Source organism: Parapedobacter pyrenivorans, assembly GCF_014636865.1.
In the GTDB taxonomy this organism is placed as follows: Bacteria; Bacteroidota; Bacteroidia; order Sphingobacteriales; family Sphingobacteriaceae; genus Parapedobacter; species Parapedobacter pyrenivorans.
Genome location: NZ_BMER01000006.1, coordinates 1 through 18,306 on the forward strand (window position 1 = coordinate 1; position 18,306 = coordinate 18,306).

Annotated in this window: 7 protein-coding genes; all 7 read right to left on the reverse strand. The window is 55.2% G+C overall.

Going from position 1 to position 18,306, the window contains the following annotated elements:
- Positions 1 to 299 (reverse strand): type IX secretion system membrane protein PorP/SprF (locus IEV98_RS21205; RefSeq protein WP_188508060.1); only part of this gene is annotated, 299 nt, incomplete at its 3' end.
- A gap of 142 nt (positions 300 to 441) precedes the next feature.
- Positions 442 to 9,699 carry an Ig-like domain-containing protein gene (locus IEV98_RS21210; RefSeq protein WP_188508061.1) on the reverse strand — a complete coding sequence of 3,086 codons (9,258 nt, stop codon included), beginning with the start codon at positions 9,697 to 9,699 and terminating at the stop codon, positions 442 to 444.
- A 37-nt stretch (positions 9,700 to 9,736) separates the two neighbouring features.
- Positions 9,737 to 10,570: a sulfotransferase family protein gene (locus IEV98_RS21215; protein WP_188508062.1), complete on the reverse strand. Its 834-nt coding sequence runs from the start codon at positions 10,568 to 10,570 to the stop codon at positions 9,737 to 9,739.
- Between the two features lie 324 nt (positions 10,571 to 10,894).
- On the reverse strand, positions 10,895 to 11,275 hold the full coding sequence (locus IEV98_RS21220; protein ID WP_188508063.1) for a response regulator: 381 nt from the start codon (positions 11,273 to 11,275) through the stop codon (positions 10,895 to 10,897).
- A 10-nt stretch (positions 11,276 to 11,285) separates the two neighbouring features.
- The gene (locus IEV98_RS21225; protein ID WP_229738892.1) at positions 11,286 to 16,103 is read right to left on the reverse strand and encodes a chemotaxis protein CheB; all 4,818 of its coding nucleotides are present in this window, start codon (positions 16,101 to 16,103) and stop codon (positions 11,286 to 11,288) included.
- Between the two features lie 22 nt (positions 16,104 to 16,125).
- Complete coding sequence (locus tag IEV98_RS21230; RefSeq protein WP_188508064.1) at positions 16,126 to 17,652, reverse strand: GAF domain-containing protein; 1,527 nt, start codon at positions 17,650 to 17,652, stop codon at positions 16,126 to 16,128.
- Positions 17,645 to 18,205: a biliverdin-producing heme oxygenase gene (locus tag IEV98_RS21235; protein ID WP_188508065.1), complete on the reverse strand. Its 561-nt coding sequence runs from the start codon at positions 18,203 to 18,205 to the stop codon at positions 17,645 to 17,647. Before IEV98_RS21235 ends, IEV98_RS21230 begins: the two co-directional genes overlap by 8 nt.
- Between the last annotated feature and the right edge of the window lie 101 nt (positions 18,206 to 18,306).

Below are 18,306 nucleotides of genomic sequence, written 5' to 3' on the forward strand. Positions count from 1 at the left end.
GAGGCTTCGGTCAGTTTCTCCACCGCCAGGCTCTCGTGGCGGATGTTCAGCCCAGCCGTCGCACCGAAGCTTTCGAAGCCCACGTGGCCGCTGCCCCAGAATACCGTGGGCGCACCGTCCATGCCCACCCACTGCCGCCGGCCGATCACCGACACCTCACCGTTCCGGCTCATCAGGCTCGCCGCCGGGTTGACCACCGTACGCAGCTGCCCGTGCTGCGTGTGCGTAAGCGGCTGCTGGGCCCGGATGTGGCCCACCGCCAGCAAAATCACTATGACGCTGATTATATTCCTTTTCATTTTACTGCTTTTTCGATTATTACCTTTCATAAATCACCAACCAAACCCCTGCCGGTTTTACGCCGGTTGCAGACACGGCCTGGGAGACGGAAGCACAGCGCACCGGATCCAGTCGTGGAGCAACTGTCGTAAAACCTCTCCACTAATACCTTAACACAAAGTAACCCTTCCGGTATTCCGTACCGCTGCCCGCTTGGAGTTCCACGATGTAGAAGTACGTCCCCGCAGGAAGCTGCTGCTGCCCCGTGCCGACGCCGCGGAACGCCACCCGGTCGTTGTCGTAGCCGCTGGCCTCCCAAACCACCGTGCCGTTGCGGTTGATCACGCTCACCCGGTTACTCCGGTAATCCCGGATACCCTCGATGATCAGGAACTCGTTGATGCCGTCGCCGTTCGGCGATACCGCCTGATGCACACGCACCGGGAAGTCAGAGGCCGGGTCGACCACCCGTACCGTCACCGTCACCGGTCCGGCAGCTTCATGGTTGCCGTCGCCCGCCTGCGCGGCCGTGATGCGTACCGTACCCAGCCGGAGTACGTTGAGTGCCGTGCCGCTCAGTGTGGCCACCTGTTCGTCGTCGATTGCCAGGGATACCGGCAGCCCGCTTGAGGCCGTTACGTCCAGCTGTACCGTGCCCGCATCCCGGTTCACTTCCGCAGGGGCGTTGAACATGATCGTCTGGCTGGCCTTGCGCACAACCAATGCCTGGGTGATCTCCGGGCGGTTCGCATAGTTCCCGTTCGCCGGTACCGTGGCCGTGATCATCGCCTCGCCCGCGCCCGTGATGCGGATCATCCCGTCTGCCGTAATCTCCGCTACCGCCGGGTTGCTGCTCGTGTAGGTGATCCCCTCCCCGCTGCTGGTACTGGCATCCCCGCTGAAATCGTCATCCCCGTAGGTGCGTTCCGCCAGTACCGGGAAGGCCAGTGTCCGCATCCCAGGCGTGATCCGCAGCGTGGCCGTCAGCACCAGGTCTTCGTAGTTACCGCCGCTCACGGTAGCCGTTACTTCCTGGGTGCCCGCATCCGTCCGGCTGTTATTCGCATAACTTACCGATGCGCCCTCCGGCAGCATCCCTACAATCGTCAAGGATTTGGTCGTTCCGTCGTATACAAAGCTGCCGTCCGGTAATGTTATGCCCGAAATGATCACACTGTTCACTTCCAGGTCGAAAGCTGCCAGACTCGCCGACGCAGTACCGTCGGTCACCGCGATGACGATGCCCGTGGTGATGCCCACGTCACCGTTGCCCGGCGTGCCGGATAGCTCACCCGTGGCCGTGTTGAAGTCCGCCCAATCAGGCTTGTTCGTTATGCTGAATGTCAGCTCATCCCCATCGATATCTTCGGCTGCGGGGATGAAGCTATAGGCCATACCCTGATCCACGCTCATCGCCGGCGTACCGCCGATGGTCGGCGCATCGTTCACGTTCACCACCTCCAGGTCGAAGGCAGCAAGATCCACACTAAGCGTACCATCGCTCACCGAGATGACGATATCCGTGGTCACGCCCACATCACCGTTGCCCGGCGTGCCGGATAGCTCACCCGTGGCGGTATCGAAATCCGCCCAGTCCGGTTTGTTCGTGATGCTGTACGTCAGCTCATCACCGTCGATGTCATCGGCTACCGGGATGAAACTGTAAGCCACATCCTGGTCCACACTCGTTCCCGGTGTGCCGCTGATAGTCGGTGCATCGTTCACATTCACCACCTCCAGATCGAAGGCAGCAAGATCCGCCGACTCCGTCCCGTCAGTCACCGTGAGCACGATACCCGTGGTCACACCCACATTACCGTTGCCCGGCGTGCCGGATAGCTCACCCGTCGCGGTATCAAAATCTGCCCAATCGGGCTTGTTCGCGATCATGAAGGTCAGTTCTTCCATATCGTTATCGGCATCCGATGCCGTGGGCACGAAGCTGTACGCCACGTCCTGTTCCACGCTGGTAGCCGGTATACCGCTGATGGTCGGCGCATCATTCACGTTCACCACCTCCAGATTGAAGGCAGCAAGATCCGCACTAAGCGTACCATCGCTCACCGCGATCACAATGCCCGTGGTGATGCCCACTTCGCTGTTGCCCGGCGTGCCGCCAAGCTCACCCGTGGCCGTGTCGAAGTCCGCCCAATCCGGTTTGTTTGTGATGCTGTACGTCAGCTCGTCACCGTCGATGTCATCAGCTACCGGGATGAAACTGTAAGCCACATCCTGGTCCACGCTCGTTTCCGGCGTGCCGCTGATCGTTGGTGTGCTATTCACCTGTACCGCGAATGAAACTTTGCCCATGTTACCCGCTTCGTCCTCGGCATTCAACGTAATGGTAGCCATTCCCGATCCCAATGCCGTTACCGTCACCGTGCGGCTCGCACCGGAACCTCCTAGCACCAGATTCGCTGAAGGCACTACCGCCAGATTAGAACTCGCCGCGGTAAATAGCAGGTTTTCCGGTGTGCTGCCACCATCGACCAACGTGATATCAAGAGCATCGCTACTGACGCCGGGATCCAGGAATTGGTCGGCAATCGCGCTCAGTGCCGGTTCCCCGGTATCAATGGTGAGTTCCAGGGCCATTGATGGGACACCCTCATTGCCCGCCGCATCGGTAGCGGTGACTGTCAGGCTGCGGACACCATCGACCAGCGTGCCTGTGACCAGGCTCCAATTGCCATCACCATTGGCAACTGCCGTCCCCACTATACCGTCAAGGTTGCTGGTCAATGTCACCGTACTCTGGGGTTCAGCCGTGCCCGTCAGGGTGACCACAGTAATATTGGTTATACCATCGCTGTCACTCACCCCGCTGTCGCTAGCTGCCGAAAGGGCTGGCATGGACGGTGCTGCTGGTGCCACCGAATCTTCCGTGATGGTGGGCACATCCACGGCCGCCGACCTGTTGTCCACCGCATCTTCGGCCACGACCACAAAATTATTGTCACTATCCGCAACCAGCGGAGCGGCCAAGCTCCAGGAACCATCGGTCACGACATCCGAATCAAGCGCGACGGCATTATCCGGCACACCGTCATCATCTGCATCGAGGTAGAGCCTCAGGGTTACCCCGCTTTCAGAATGCGTACCACTAATTACGTAATCAGTGGCATTGACCACTGTAGCCGCATCCGGCAGTCCCACCACGGGCGGTACCGGAGCTTCCGTATCCACCTGCGCATCGGCGTTGCCGACTTGCGCATAGAATAAGTTTACAATATTGTCACCCGCATCGCGGATAACATCCCCATTCAGGGAAATGCCATTGGCCAGCGCAACCACGCCCGATCCATCCGTATTGTCACCCGCCTGTACCGTATATTGGTAAAGCAGCACCCCGGCATTTTCACTGACAAAGACGGCTTGCCCGGTCACCCCGCCAATCGCAATGGCCAGCGTGGAATTCGTGCCGCCCACCGTGACATCGTCGTCGAATGCAACACTGATGTCGATCAAGTCGCTTGCTGTGTAGTTGCCATCGGCAATTGACACACCGGATACCGACGGTACAACGGCATCTTTGCCGACCGTATTGATTACCGATGCGGATTCATTGCCAGCAACATCAACCACTGTCAGGCTCACGGTGAGCGTGCCGTCGTTCAAGCCACTCACATCAATCCCCGTGAACTGCTGCGCTGCCGAACCGACCGCCAATCCCGAAACGGCGACCGGCGTACCGCCATCACTACCGGTAATCGTGAGTGACGCGCTCGTACCCACTTCCGCCCCGGCCAGGGTCAGGCTAATGGCCGTCCGGTTGCCCGCCGTCACGCTTGCCTGGTCGAAGGCCACGCCGCTGACGGGCGGGGCGGTTCTGTCAATTGTCACGGTCAACGCATCGGAGTAAGCACTTGTATTACCTGCTACATCGGTGGCGGTAATCTGCAGCTGGTGGGTACCTTCCGCCAAGCCCGATACATCCAGGCTCCAGCTGCCGTCGGCATTGGCCGTGGCATTGGTGAGGCCGCCCTCCAGATCGGACCGGGCGTGTACCCGCGCATCTGCCTCCACCGAGCCGGCGGTGCCCTGAAGGGTGATGTCAGCCAGGTTGGTGATGCCATCCGAGTTACTTTCGCCCGTATCCGAGGCCGTCGCCAATACCGGGGATGAAGGTTTGGGATGTGGGGTGGTATCCACGGTGATTCCCAGGGCAGTGGACGCCCCGGAAGTATTCCCCGCCCCATCCGTGGCGGTGGCCGTAAGGCCATGCGCTCCATCGGTAAGCGGTGTGGTGGGCGTATAGCTCCACTCGCCGCTGCCGTTGGAGGTGGTGGTACCCAGCACGCCGTCCAAATCGGAGGTGACCGTGATGGTCACATTGGCATCGGCCGTCCCGTTCAGCGCCGGCGTGTTGTCATTCGTGATGCCGTCGCCCGCGGTACCCGAATCGGAGCCGGCATCCAATGCCAGGCCGGCCGGTACGCCGGGCGCGTCCCGGTCTACCGTATGGAGTTCGCCACCGGTAAAGGCCGCCACGTAACCGTTGGTGCCGTCACCGTTGCCCTCCGTATCCGTAATCCCCGGGTTAGCAACCACGTCCAGCCGCAGCGTACCCGTACCGCTGATCTGGTCGATCGTCACCGTCACGGTATTCGCATTCACCGGGGAATTGCTGGCAATATCCGCGTTCGCCGTACCCGACGGTGTGAGCGTAAAATCACTGATCGAAATATTCGCCGGCACCTCGTCAAAGTAAACGGTGAACTGGATGGCCTCCGCATTCGCCGAAGGCGTACCGCTTACCTCGATGGCCGTCACCACAGGCGGCGTCATATCGACTACCGTGACACTGATTGTGCCATCGGCAGGCCCCGTATCCGCGGCATCGCGGATGCGCGTCGTAATCGTAAAATCCTGTTCGTTGTCGGCTGATGGTGTAAAAGCCACCGCTGCCAGTGCCGCATTTACGTCCGCCACCGAACCGGCTACCGCCCATACCCCGGTGCCGGCATTATAGGTTGATGTCGCCGAGCCGAAGGTGCCTGTGCTCAGCGAGCCCGCCGCCGGATCGCTCATTGTCAGTGTTGCGGTGATCGCTTCCCCCGCATCGGGGTCAGTCACCACGATATCATCCAACGCAACGGCGCTGCCGCCTTCGGCAGCGGTCTTCGATTGCGTCAGGTTGGTTGCCGTGGGGGCATCGTTCACCGCGGTAACCTGCAGCGTAACCGTTCCGGAATCCTGTTGGGACCCGCCTGACCCCGTGTTGCCGCTGTCGTCTATTTCCACGGTCAGCGTTACATTGCCGGTCGCATCCGGTGCAGTGGTGAAGGTCACGTTGCCTGCCGCGATATAAGCGTTGATATCGGCCATCGTTCCCGTCAAGGTCAGCGCACTGGCTGTGCCGCCGACGGTCACACCGGCCCCGCCGGTCGCCGACAGCGAGCCGCTTGGAACGGATAGGGTCGCGGTTACCGTCCCCGATCCCGCATCCACATCGGCAAAGCTGATGCCCGTGAGCGCCGCCGGTACGTCCTCATTCACTGCGATGGTGGCCGGTGCAGTTACCACAGGTGCATCGTTCACCGCGGTAACCGTAACGCTGATGGTGCCATCGGCGGGCCCTGTATTTGCCGCGTCACGGATACGTGTCGTAATCGTAAAATTCTGATCATTGTCAGCCGATGGTGTAAAAGCCACTGCGGCCAGTGCCGCATTCACGTCGGCGACCGAACCGGTCACCGTCCATACACCGGTGCCGGCATTATAGGTTGATGTCGCCGAGCCGAACGTACCGGTGGAAAGTGTACCAGCGGATGGATCGGATAGCGAAAACGTGGCGGTAATCGTTTCGCCCGCATCCACATCCGTCACCACGATATCGTCCAAAGCAACGGTGCTGCCGCCTTCTGTCGCGGACTTCGTTTGCGTTAGGTTGGTTGCCGTGGGTGCATCGTTCACCGGGGTAACCGTAACGCTGATCGTACCATCGGCAGGTCCCGTACCCGCGGCATCGCGGATGCGTGTCGTAATCGTAAAATTCTGATCATGATCAGCCGATGGTGTAAAAGCCACTGTGGCCAGTGCCGCATTCACGTCGGCTACCGAACCGTTTACCGTCCATACACCGGTGCCGGCATTATAGGTTGATGTCGCCGAACCGTACGTACCGGTGGAAAGTGTACCAGCGGATGGATCGGATAGCGTGAGCGTGGCGGTGATGGCATCGCCGGGATCGATGTCGGAGACGACGATGTCGCCCAAGGCCACGCTGCCGCCCGGATCCTCCGTGTAGCTGACTGTTTGGGAGAGATTGCCGTTGGCCGTTGGGGCGGTATTGATGTGTATTGGCAGCGCCCCCGAAGCGTTGCTGAGATTGCCGGCCGCATCTATGGTACGAACCACGACGAAATAGTCGCCAGCGTCCAGCGCCATGCCGGCGCTGACGGTGACGCTCCAGTTGCCGGAGCCATCCGCCGTGCTCTCGCCGACCTCCACCCCGCCGACGTACAGGTACACAATGGCGTTGGCTTCCGCGCCCGTACCGCTGAAGGTCGGAGTGGTGTCGTCGGTATTGTTGTCCGAGTCGGAGCTGCCGGTGTCGCTGTCCGCATCCATGTCGGGCGTGGACGGCGCGGTGGGAGCGGCGTTGTCTATCGTCACCGATAAGCCGTTGGAGGCCGTGCCTTCATTGCCTGCGAGGTCGACGCCGCGTGCGGTAAAGGAATAGGTACCTGCACCAAGGGCGTCCGAGGTGATGGTCCAGTTCCCCGAGCCGTCGGCAGTCGCGGACCCAACCAGCACACCGTTTGCGTACAGCCGGACCACATTATTGGCCGTGTAGGTACCGCTGAACGTCGGGGTGGTGTCGTTCGTAAGGTTGTCGGAATCGGAAGAGCCGGTGTCGCTGCCCGTCGCCAGATCGGGTACAGCGGGGACGGCCGCCGGCGGTGTGATGTCAATCGTGACGTTCACGCTGGAGGAAGCCGCGCCGAAATTCCCCGCATCGTCCTGGCCGCGTGCCTTGATGGACCAGGTTCCCGGGAAAAGGTCCGAGGTAGGGGTAATCGACCAGGTTCCTCCCGCGCCGGCGGTACCGGTGCCGATAATTTCGTTCAACGGGTCGGTGGCATCGCCGTTGCCGGCATTGTCGATGAAGAGCTGGACGAGGGTTCCGGCCGGCGCCGTGCCCGTGAACTCGGGTCGGCGCACGTTGGTGATGTTGTCGGTATTCGAGCTGCCGCTGTCGGACGCGTCGGCCAGGTCCGGTGTGGATACAACCGGGCCGGTCACGTCGATGGTAACGGAGAGGGAAGACGAGGCCGTGCCTTCATTGCCTGCGAGGTCGACGCCACGTGCGGTAAAGGAATAGGTACTTGCACCAAGGGCGTCCGAGGTGATGGTCCAGTTCCCCGAGCCGTCGGCGGTCGCGGACCCAACCAGCACACCGTTTGCGTACAACCGGACCACATTATTGGCCGTGTAGGTACCGCTGAACGTCGGGGTGGTATCATTGGTGAGGTTGTCGGTGCTGGATGAACCGGTGTCGCTGCCCGTCGCCAGATCGGGTACAGCGGGGACGGCCGCCGGTGGTGTGATGTCAATCGTGACGTTCACGCTGGAGGAAGCCGCGCCGAAATTCCCCGCATCGTCCTGGCCGCGTGCCTTGATGGACCAGGTTCCCGGGGAAAGATCCGAGGTAGGGGTAATCGACCAGGTTCCTCCCGCGCCGGCGGTGCCGGTGCCGATAAATTCGTTCAAGGGGTCGGTGGCATCGCCGTTGCCGGCATTGTCGATGAAGAGCTGGATGAAGGTTCCGGCCGGGGCCGTGCCCGTGAGCTCGGGTCGGCGCACGTTGGTGATGTTGTCGGTATTCGAGCTGCCGCTGTCGGACGCGTCGGCCAGGTCCGGTGTGGATACGGCCGGGCCGGTCACGTCGATGGTAACGGAGAGCGAAGACGAGGGCGCGCTCAGGTTGCCGGCGCCGTCGTCGGTACGCGCGGTAATGTCGTACGTGCCCTCGTTGAGTGGGGTCGAGGTGATGGTCCAGTTGCCGGACCCGTCGGCTGTTACAGAGCCGACTTCCACACCGTCTGCGTAGAGCCGGACGATCGCTCCTGCTTCGGCGGTACCGGTGAAGGTCGGCGTGGTATCGTTCGTGAGGTTGTCGGTATTGCTGGAGCCTCTATCGCTGCTGGCTGTCAGGTCTGGGGCTGATGGGGCGTTATTTACCGGTGTAAACGTCACCGACATCAGATCGAAAGAATCACCATTGTTTTGCTTTATCCGTAGCCGAATAATATTGGAAAAGGAACCTGTCCCGCTAATCCCTGTGGTCAGATCGATTTCAGTCCCGCTGTCACTGGCCACATTTACATTACTCTTTGTGACCACGGGTGTAGCATTACCGGCTTCATACCCGTAAATGGTGACCTCCGTGGTAGGATTCCCACCCCTATCCGGTGTAGCAATATTCAAATTGCTCATCCCAAAAGCATCTCCAGCAGGGTTTGATCGGATGAGAAATTTCGAATCATCACTGTACATACTCACATAAATGCCATCCGTCGCCAACCCTCCCAATACTTCTTGATAAGACCCCGGCGTTGAAATGTAAGTGGTAAAACCGTCGTCCCAGTCTTTGGTGGGATCGTCTGCGTTATATTCTCCATTCCACTCTTCAAACGTTTTGGTTCCGCTTAGCTGCAACACCTCCGTAAAATCCTTCATCGCCACCGAATTGGCCAAAGGCTTTGCCTCAATATCCCCTTTCTGGATTTCCAGCTCCCAATCGCCATCGAAAGCCGCGTTCCCCGTGAGGTTGTCCGAAGCGGCCACATCCACATGCGTGCTTCCCTTAATGATTTCCAGGAATGCATCGCCCGCCGCACCTTTGCCCAGCTCACAGCCATATAACAGCAAGTCACCGCCGGCTTTGACGGCCTTATTAACCGCCCCTGCAAACTCGGAATGAGTTTTCAGGATGTCAGCCGTTATGCGTGCATTACCCAGCAACAACTCCCCCGCACGGGCATGCGAAACCACATGCAGGGCATTCAAGCCGTCGTATTGCGCCAGGGCATGCATCAAGAACGCTAGCCCGTCCGCATCCCGCGGAATCTCCACCAGTTCGACCCCCGGTTTTATCAAATGACTGAACTGCCGGTAATCCGTTATATTTTGGTCAACCACCAATACTTCTTTCACCGACGCCTTCTGGATGGCCAGTTCGGTCTTCTCAGTCGGCGGCAATGTCGGCATCCGGCTCGGACGGGAACTACCATTATCAACCCAAGCTTTGGCTATCCGGTCCAATGCCGGATCGACCCAATAGGTTTTATTGCTGCCCGAGCCATATGCACTCCGCCGGCTGCTGTAATAGGCCGAGGTGGCCGCACTGAGCGAAAGCGGACTCGCCACCATGGCCAGTTGCATCAAAGCTGTACTGATTTTTTTGCTTTTCATCGTACGATTGGTGAAACTCATCATTGTAAGTTTACGTTTATTCGGTTGTCTGTTTGAGGTTGTTATCTTTCGCTGCAATAACGTGCGCGTCGCTTCCTGCCGTATCTTTCCAAAACGCCATTTCGCTGTATTTCTGGAACAAATCCGGCGGCAGGATGGACCGCCGCTGCTTGAATTCGACTTTGCGGCCTACCGTATGCAGGCCTTTCACACCCAGTGTATAATCAAATTCATCCTGCGAGTAGTCTACGTTGTCGAAGTCGTGCTGATAGGAGTCCAACCCCGTAAACTCATAAATCAGTTTCATGGTCTTCTCGGGAAAACGGGCCAGCAGCTCGTAGTCCACCAGCAGCAGTCGGTCGGCATATTCGCCATAGAACGCTTCCTTAAGTGCAGTGAGCGCAATACCCACCACCCCATTCAATAAGCTCTCGCAGCGGGTGTACACGGTTGCCCGGTTTCCCGCGGAAAACATCCGGCTGTAATCGAAGGGATTCTTGCGGTAGATTTTCTCAAAGCTGTCCATGATCCAGGCGGGGTCGCGCACCAGGCAGACAACCTTGAAATCATCAAACAGCTCCACCAGTTGATGCATACGCGCTGTCCACAGGCGGTTGGTATCGAAAATGATTTCTTTGGGGTTATCCTGGTAGTAAGCGTTGAACAACGCCGAGCAGACCGCCTTCCTTTTCTTCTCATCAAAAAACGAATAGAATTCGCTTCCGGCTCCGATTTGTTCGAGACAACCGTTTACCAACGAGGCCACCGGACTGCTCATCCCGGCATGTACCATGGGATTCTGGGTCAGTATCGCCGACAATAACGTCGATCCCGAACGCGGCAAGCCCGATATAAAGTGGATCTGGTTCATGCCGCTAACGTCCTTTTTGACTTAGGCCTTAACGCGTTCCAGGTAGCTGTCAGTACGGCGGGCTGAAAACGGCGATGATGATGAAGGCGCCATATGCAATTGCATGCAATAGAGGTAAAGGTAAAATCCATAGTTAGTAGATGTCGTGTTGTTCGTACTGGTAGTTCCAATTGAGCCACCACTTTACCGGTTTCCACCTCATCAGCTCACACAACAATCTTCCCAGGGATTCTTCGGTTTAGGTGACTTTCTGGTTGCAATAATGATAATTTTTTTTCGATAATTCGAAATTTTTCTAAAAAAAACAACCGGCGACGCGCCAGTCTAGCCAAATCTGGCTACCGTATCGTTGACGAGTTGCTTCAATAGTTCCACATCAAACGGTTTGGCGAGGAAAGTTTCCGCACCGGCTTGTTCGGCCAATTGCTTTACATCGCGATTGGCTGAGAAATAAATAACCGGAATTTGATTATATGCGGATGCTTTGAGCTGCCTGGTGGCCTCGATACCGCCGATTTTGGGAATCCAATTGTCCATGATAATCACGTCTGGACTGAACGCTTCTACGGTCTCGACCACGTTGTCGCATTCCAGAAATGTACGGACTTCCCAGCCGTCTTCGCTGAGTACGTATTCGCAAATCGCTAAAATATCATCATCATCATCGAAAATAGCAATCTTTTTTTGTGACTTCGCTGCCGTCAAAATACCCTCCTTATTTTATGTGTTTAGTACCATCATCCACGGGGAGTGAAAACCAAAACGTTGATCCTTCGCCCTCGCGGCTTTCCACGCCGACCTCTCCCCCATGTCGACGGATAATCTCCGCCGAAATGTATAATCCAAGCCCCAGGCCGGTGAAATACGAGGATGCATCGTGCACCCGGTAGAACCGACTGAAAAGGAGTTTCTTTTTATCTTCTGCTATACCGATCCCAAAATCCTGAACCAGTACAGTCACTTCGCGGTCGGTCAGCGCACACGTTACATTGACCACATTGGCACCGGGTGAATATTTGATCGCGTTAGACAAAAAGTTATGGATCACCTGCTCCAACCGCGAGCGGTCGCCATAAGCTGGTATTTCCCGATTGCAATTAAAGTTGATCTGATGCGTACTGCTTTGTAACTGGGCTTCATTCACACTTTCTTGCAGCATTTCATGCAGGTTGAAGGCTGCGTAGTTAAGCAGCATCTTGCCGGCTTGGATCCGCGTTACATCAAGCAACTCCTCCACCAACGCTATAAGCTTGTCGGTCTGCTTATTAGCGCGGTCGATAAAGGTGAGGATTTTTTTCGATCCATCGTCTCTTGGCATCAGTTGTGAAACGATCTGCAATGACCCTTTCAGGCTGGTGATGGGTGTTTTGAGCTCATGACTGGCGATACTCATAAATTCGTCTTTTTTTACCAGCAGCTCCTCGCTAGTCTGGCGGGCTTTAACCAAATCCGTCACGTCAAAGCTGAATGTGGCCACCCCTACCATTTCGTCATCGCTGTAAATAGGCGTGTATACGATGTCAAACCAGTAATCGCGCTCCTCACCTGATTGGGGATTGCGATGCCTCAGATGCTGCGCGCTTAACGACCGTTCCTCACCTGTTTTAAACACCTCGCGCGCTATTTTCGTAAACGCATCAAACTCGCCATCCCGATATACTTCAGCAGTCGGTTTACCCAGGTAGCTGCTGCCACCGTGAAAATCCTTGAACGCTTGGTTTACAAAATCAAAGACCAGTTCGGGTCCGCGGCGGATGGATATGATGGCAGGTGCATTGAGGAAAACACGGTGAAACTCGTCCTTTTGTTTTTCAATAAGCCGCTGCAATTCGGCGCGTCGCTTCTCGGCCGCTTTCTGCTTAGAAATATCGATGATGTAAGAAACATAGTGGCTGTCCTCTTCTTCGTCATCCAAGCGCGCCGACCCCATCAATAACGAAATAAATTCGCCATTTGATTTCTTGAATTCACTTTCGAACGGCGGGATCACTCCATCCCTATTGAGCTGCTCAACGGCTTTGTCACAGCTGCTCCGATACGCATCACTAGCTAACTCATTCCATTTGATCCGACCAGGTACGAAATCGCTTTGCGAATACCCGATCATGGCCATAAATGCCTGGTTGGCTTCCGTGATCCGGCATTCGGAATCTGAAAAGAACATGCCGATCATGTTTGACTCAAAGACCTTCGTAAACTTTTTCTCGGTTTCATTCAGCTGGGTGATATCGACAATCGAACCGACCATACGGTATGGGGTGCCAAACTCGTCTTTGAGAATGTTGCCGCGGTCCAGAATAAAGGCATAAGTACCGTCTACCTTCCGAAAACGGTATTCTTGCGACCATTGCTCGGCGTAGTTATTGATGGCGTCGTTTACACTGTCCTCTACCCGCTGCCGGTCGTCTGGATGGATATGCGCAAACCAATACGAGATGTCCTTGCTCGCTTCCGTCCGGTCATAGCCAAACATCGCCGTAAAATTGTCGCTCCGCCATATCGTATTGCTCACCAGATCCCAATCCCAGATGGTATCGTTGGTGGCTTTGGCAACCAGGTTAAACCGCTCTTCACTTTGCGCCAACGTATGGGTACGCTCTGTCACTTTGTCCTCGAGCTCCCGGTTTAGCGTTCGCAATTGTTCTCGGGTATCGATCAATTCGTTGTAATTTTTCCGAAGCTTCTGCTCGGCAGCTTTGCGTGCGCTGACGTCGCCAAAGCTGACCACAAATCCATCCTGCATGCTAACCATATTTACATGATACCATTTGTTACCGATCAAAAGCTCGGTCTGCAGTGGCTGGCCATCCCGGATTACTTTGGCGTATACCTCATCGGTAGCGAGGGGAGCGAGATCCGGAAAATCTGCAATAGCTGGATGTTTTTCTAGCGCCTCAGCAGGTTGGTTGACCAGCGATAACGCCGCTTTGTTGAACGCCACACACCTAAAATCGGGCTTATAATGCGTCCCAGCGACCGACCGGAAAGCCAAAATCGCTGATGCGGTCGCATTGAAAACACCAGCGATTATACTATTGAGCTCGGTAATGACCGAAATATCGATAAATGAGATCACGACACCGTCATGAATGCCGCTCTTTTTTTGGTAAGGCATGATGCGCATCAGGATGTGCGTACCGCTTTTTAATTGCACCTCTTTCTCAATCACCTGCCCGTTGGCGAGCACACTGTGGATGCTTTCAGTTAATGTGCTATCCTGTATATTGCTCGAGATGTGGTTGATGGGTCTACCCACGTCGGAGTCTATGAGATTCACGAGGGTGATGGCGGCGGGATTGAATTTGCGTATCCGCAGGTTGCCGTCTACGAAAATCTGGCCGATATCGGTGCTGCTGAAATAATTATCGAGGTCGTCATTGAGCTCTTGCAGTTCCCGTATTTTCACTTGGTGCTCGGCATTCAGTGTGTGGAGTTCCTCGTTGAGCGATTGCAGCTCTTCGTTGCTGGACTGCAGTTCCTCATTGGCAGAAAGCAGCTCTTCATTGCTAGACTGGAGCTCCTCGTTGGTGGTCTCCATTTCTTCCATCACCGTCTGCAGGTTTGCTTTGGTTTCTGTCAGCTCGGCTTCGATTTCCATCACATACAGTTGCTGATTTTCATCAAAAGCCTGGTTTTGGAGCGTTAGGCTTTCCCTGGCTGGCTGTTCCTCTTCCATCAACTCGTGGATCATCACCAGCGTGTAGCCGTGTGTCGAACCCATCGCAGGCGGCCGCACAACCAAATGCACCATCAATTCGTTGTGATCTTTCCGTAGTTTTACTTTGTGCAGGTGTACGGTCTTATCCGTACGCCAGGCCTTTCTGATGGCTGTGCCCAATAAGATCGAAACGTCACTGCTCAACATGTGGAGCACATTCAGTTCCGGTTTCTTCTCCGGGAGCTGCAGGTATCGGCTAAAATTTCCGAGGGTTTCTTTGATGACGAAATCCTGATCAATAAACAGGGCAACGGCACCAAACTCCGCTATCAGCAGCATCTGCAAGTCATCCGTGATCGTCCGATCCGGCTTATTGGCCACCACCGGCCGACCCGCCGTTCTGGTCGGCGCGGCTACCGTGGTGTAGGTATGCAACACCCCATAGTTGATGATGCCCGTTTTTTGGTAGATCCGCCATTTGGCACTGATTTCGGTTACCCCCGTCTTAATCGGATTGGCATTCTCGCTCGGCCCCAAGAAAAGAAACCCGTCTATATTCAACGAATAGTGGAACGTGGCCAGCACCTTTTGCTGCAACAGGTTATTCATGTAGATCAGCATATTGCGGCATACAATCAAGTCGTTTTTTATAAACGGCGGCGACTTGATGACGTCGTGGCGGGCAAAAACAATCTGCTTGCGTATGCGTGTGATGACCGAGTAATGATCGCGTCCCTTAAAGAAATACTTTTTAAGCAGCGCTGCAGGTACTTCTTTGGCAATGGAGTGCGGGTACGTATTCCGTCCAGCGATTTCGATGCCCCCTTCGTCCACATCCGAAGCAAAAATCTTTACTTGGAGCTTTCGCCCCGTCCGTTCCAATAGATCGTCGATCAAGATCGCGATGGAGTACGCCTCCTCTCCGGTACTGCATGCGCATATCCATACCTTCAGCTGTTCACCATCTTGCTTTTGCTCCAATATCCGCGGAATGGCGTCGGTCGCCAGCTTTTCAAAAGCCGCCCAATCGCGGAAAAATTTGGTCACGCCGATCAGAAAATCCTTCGCCAGCAAATCGATTTCACTGGGATGAGTTTCCAGGTAGGCTACGTAATCCTCCAGCGTGGTGATCGATTCCGCAGCCATCCGGCGATAAATCCGGCGGAGCAACGTGGGCGTTTTGTATAAGTTGAAGTCCAAACCGCCGCGTTTCAATACCAGGTTGAACAAGGCATTGAGTGTATCGCCCTGTTGCCCTTCGGGTTGGAGCCGTGGCAGTTGGATTTGGGCCACATAATTGATCACCTCGCTGCACATCGCTGCCGGTGGCAGGATGAAATCGGCATTGCCAGATGTCACGGCACTTTTGGGCATACCGTCAAACTTGGCCGTGTCGGGGTCCTGCACGATAACCATCCCCCCGTTTTCCTTAATGGCTTCCACGCCCTTCGTGCCATCGGTGCCTGTGCCCGAAAGAATGATACCGATGGCTTTTTCGCGCTTTTCGCGCGCCAGGGTAAACAGAAAGGTATCGATTGCCGTGTTTGGCAGCTTGTCCTTCACTTTGTCGACCAGTTTGAGCTTGTTGCCCTTGATGGTCATCAGCTTTTTATTCGGAATGATGTAGACGTGATCGCGGAATAAGTCCAGGTCATGGGTGGCCTCCAGTACCTGCATGTTGGTATGCTTTCCCACCAATTCAACCAAGAGGCTCTTGTGATCGGGGGATAGGTGCTGGATGACCACAAAGGTAAAACCGGTCTGCGCAGGCATGTGGTCAAAAAACTCATGGATCGCTTCTAAACCGCCGGCCGAGGCACCTATGGCGATGATAAACCGAGCTGGTAGGGGTTCACTATTCTGCTTGTTTTGCACGCTATGCTAGGGTTACACTGGTTTAAGATAGGGGAAAATGCGAATTTTTTACACGGAATTCGTTAATCAGGTTTCGCATATTCGCTGCCAGTTCCACTTGCTCCTCCTGCCAGGGGGTGGCCGTTTGCCGTACGGTCTGCAGCCAAATACCAAATGAATGCCGGGGATGATAGGTTTTTCCGTCGGCCTCAAACTGAATGGCTTCATTGGGGTTACCCCCCCATTTGATGGTCGCTATCATTTCGGGGCGGAAGCACACCAGGTACTCCCCATTTTCGGGATTGATCGGAATGGCCAGTATGCCGCTGGCGGTGTCTGCATACGCAACCGCTTCGTCAAACTGCCCGGCTAGGTTACTCGTATGGTAGACCTGATTTGATGCCCGGTTTTGTAACCATAGCATGAGGTCTTCGATAAAGTCGCGGTCGGGCACATGGCCCAACGTGCGCTGTTCGCCGTTTAGCACGATGACCGCTCCCTGCGCGCCAAACAAGTCGAGCACGTTGACAGCTGCCGGATCAAAGAGTATCTCCACGAGGTCTTTCTGCCGGTAAAGCCGTTCGGCAATCATCGCAAATTTGTCGTTGAGCGCTACTTTTACTTCGTAAGTCTTTCCATAGCATAAGGCAGCAACTTTGTTGGATACCACCGAAGACAGCATTTCCAGTACGGAGCAAAGTTCAAAGCTGAGGAAATGGGGTGTACGGTGATGGCAGGCTATTAGCCCCCATAGCTGTTGTTCTTTCAGCACCCGGATAGACATCGAGGCTTGTACATTCATGTTCTTTAAATACTCCAAGTGCACCGCTGCCACACCGCGCAGGTTGCAATCCGAGAGATCGATGAAGGCTTTTGTAGCCGGATTGATTATCGGATAAAGCCTTACGGGCTTGTAATCCCGGTCCGGAATCAACCGATAGGGATTGTTGAGGTATAATTTTCTGGCTTGTTGCGGAATGTCTGATGCCGGAAACGTATGGCCGAGGTAGTTTTCCATGCCGGGCTCCTTTTCTTCGGCGATGACCGTTCCGTTCCAGTCGGTGTCAAACTGATACATCATCACGCCGTCAAAACCGGTTAGCTTTTTTACTTCGCTAACGGCGCGCTGTGCTACCTCTTCGATTGTCGTTGCCGACTCAATCGCAGCGATCATGTACTTGGTTTCTTCAAACACATCACTGAACGGCCGCTCGTCGTCACTCCGGATTTTTTCGAGTTCCATCAAATAATAAGCGGATTTGACGTGCGTAACTGCCCGCATGCTGTACCCCCCAATGGTGAGTTTTTGCGGGAGTTTGCTGGTATGCTGTACATCAAACCGGGCGATAAGCTTTTCGATATCTTCTTCCGGTACGTACGTTGAGATGGGCTGGTTGATCACCTCGCTCACCGCTTTTCCCAGCAGCTCTGCCATATTTTCGCTGATCTGCACGATGGTGAGGGCCTGCTTATCAAGCACCAGCAAGTAACCATAAGACTGGATTACATTGATGTGATTTAAGGGCACACTACCGCAAAAATCGGAATCGTAGGTTTTCTTTTTATCCATGTTGTCTGATAAACGCCGTAAAATAAGTAAATGTTTCATCGGCAGCTGCAACGGTTCGGTCCATATCTTCCTGCGTTGTCACTTTCGCATTAACGATCTCCTTAAACTCCTCCCAACGCTGAGCCGTATGCTCGCCATATGCAGAAAAGAACGAAAACCCCTCCGTTATTTCGGCCTGCTTGGCGACTAGCTGGATGATGAATTTACCGCCAAGTGTGGAGCCTTCCACTACGTACAGCGCGCCTATCGCTTCCTGCCAGCCCCGAATATGGGGTAGGGCAATGCCTTTATCCCCGGCCGTTGGCGTGCCCCCCAAACTTGCGATATCCTCCGCAAGCCGTTTTACGTGGCGGCGTTGGCTAATGTCTGGTATTAAATCCGTACCGAGAAATGGCGCAATTTTACGTTCCAGGTTACCAAAATACGTGTAGAAAATCTGAAGCAGCGCTATGTAATCAGCTACGCTTCGGATACGTTTGATTTTTTGGGCAATGTATTTTTCTGTTTCACGATGACTTGAAAGCGTCTTTGCTTTCAGGGATTCCATTATCATACCGCCAAATATAACAATTTGCCCTCCATTTGGTTTTTAGCTAAGGCCTTTTGTGCCATCAAACGGGGAAGCCGCCTTTCCTTCACGCCAGCTATTGCGGG

Bases quoted from the DNA above. Each gene is read 5' to 3' on its own strand.
- IEV98_RS21210 (WP_188508061.1), bottom strand. From the start codon at position 9,699: ATGAAAAGCAAAAAAATCAGTACAGCTTTGATGCAACTGGCCATGGTG.
- IEV98_RS21215 (WP_188508062.1), bottom strand. From the start codon at position 10,570: ATGAACCAGATCCACTTTATATCGGGCTTGCCGCGTTCGGGATCGACG.
- IEV98_RS21230 (WP_188508064.1), bottom strand. From the start codon at position 17,652: ATGGATAAAAAGAAAACCTACGATTCCGATTTTTGCGGTAGTGTGCCC.
- IEV98_RS21235 (WP_188508065.1), bottom strand. From the start codon at position 18,205: ATGATAATGGAATCCCTGAAAGCAAAGACGCTTTCAAGTCATCGTGAA.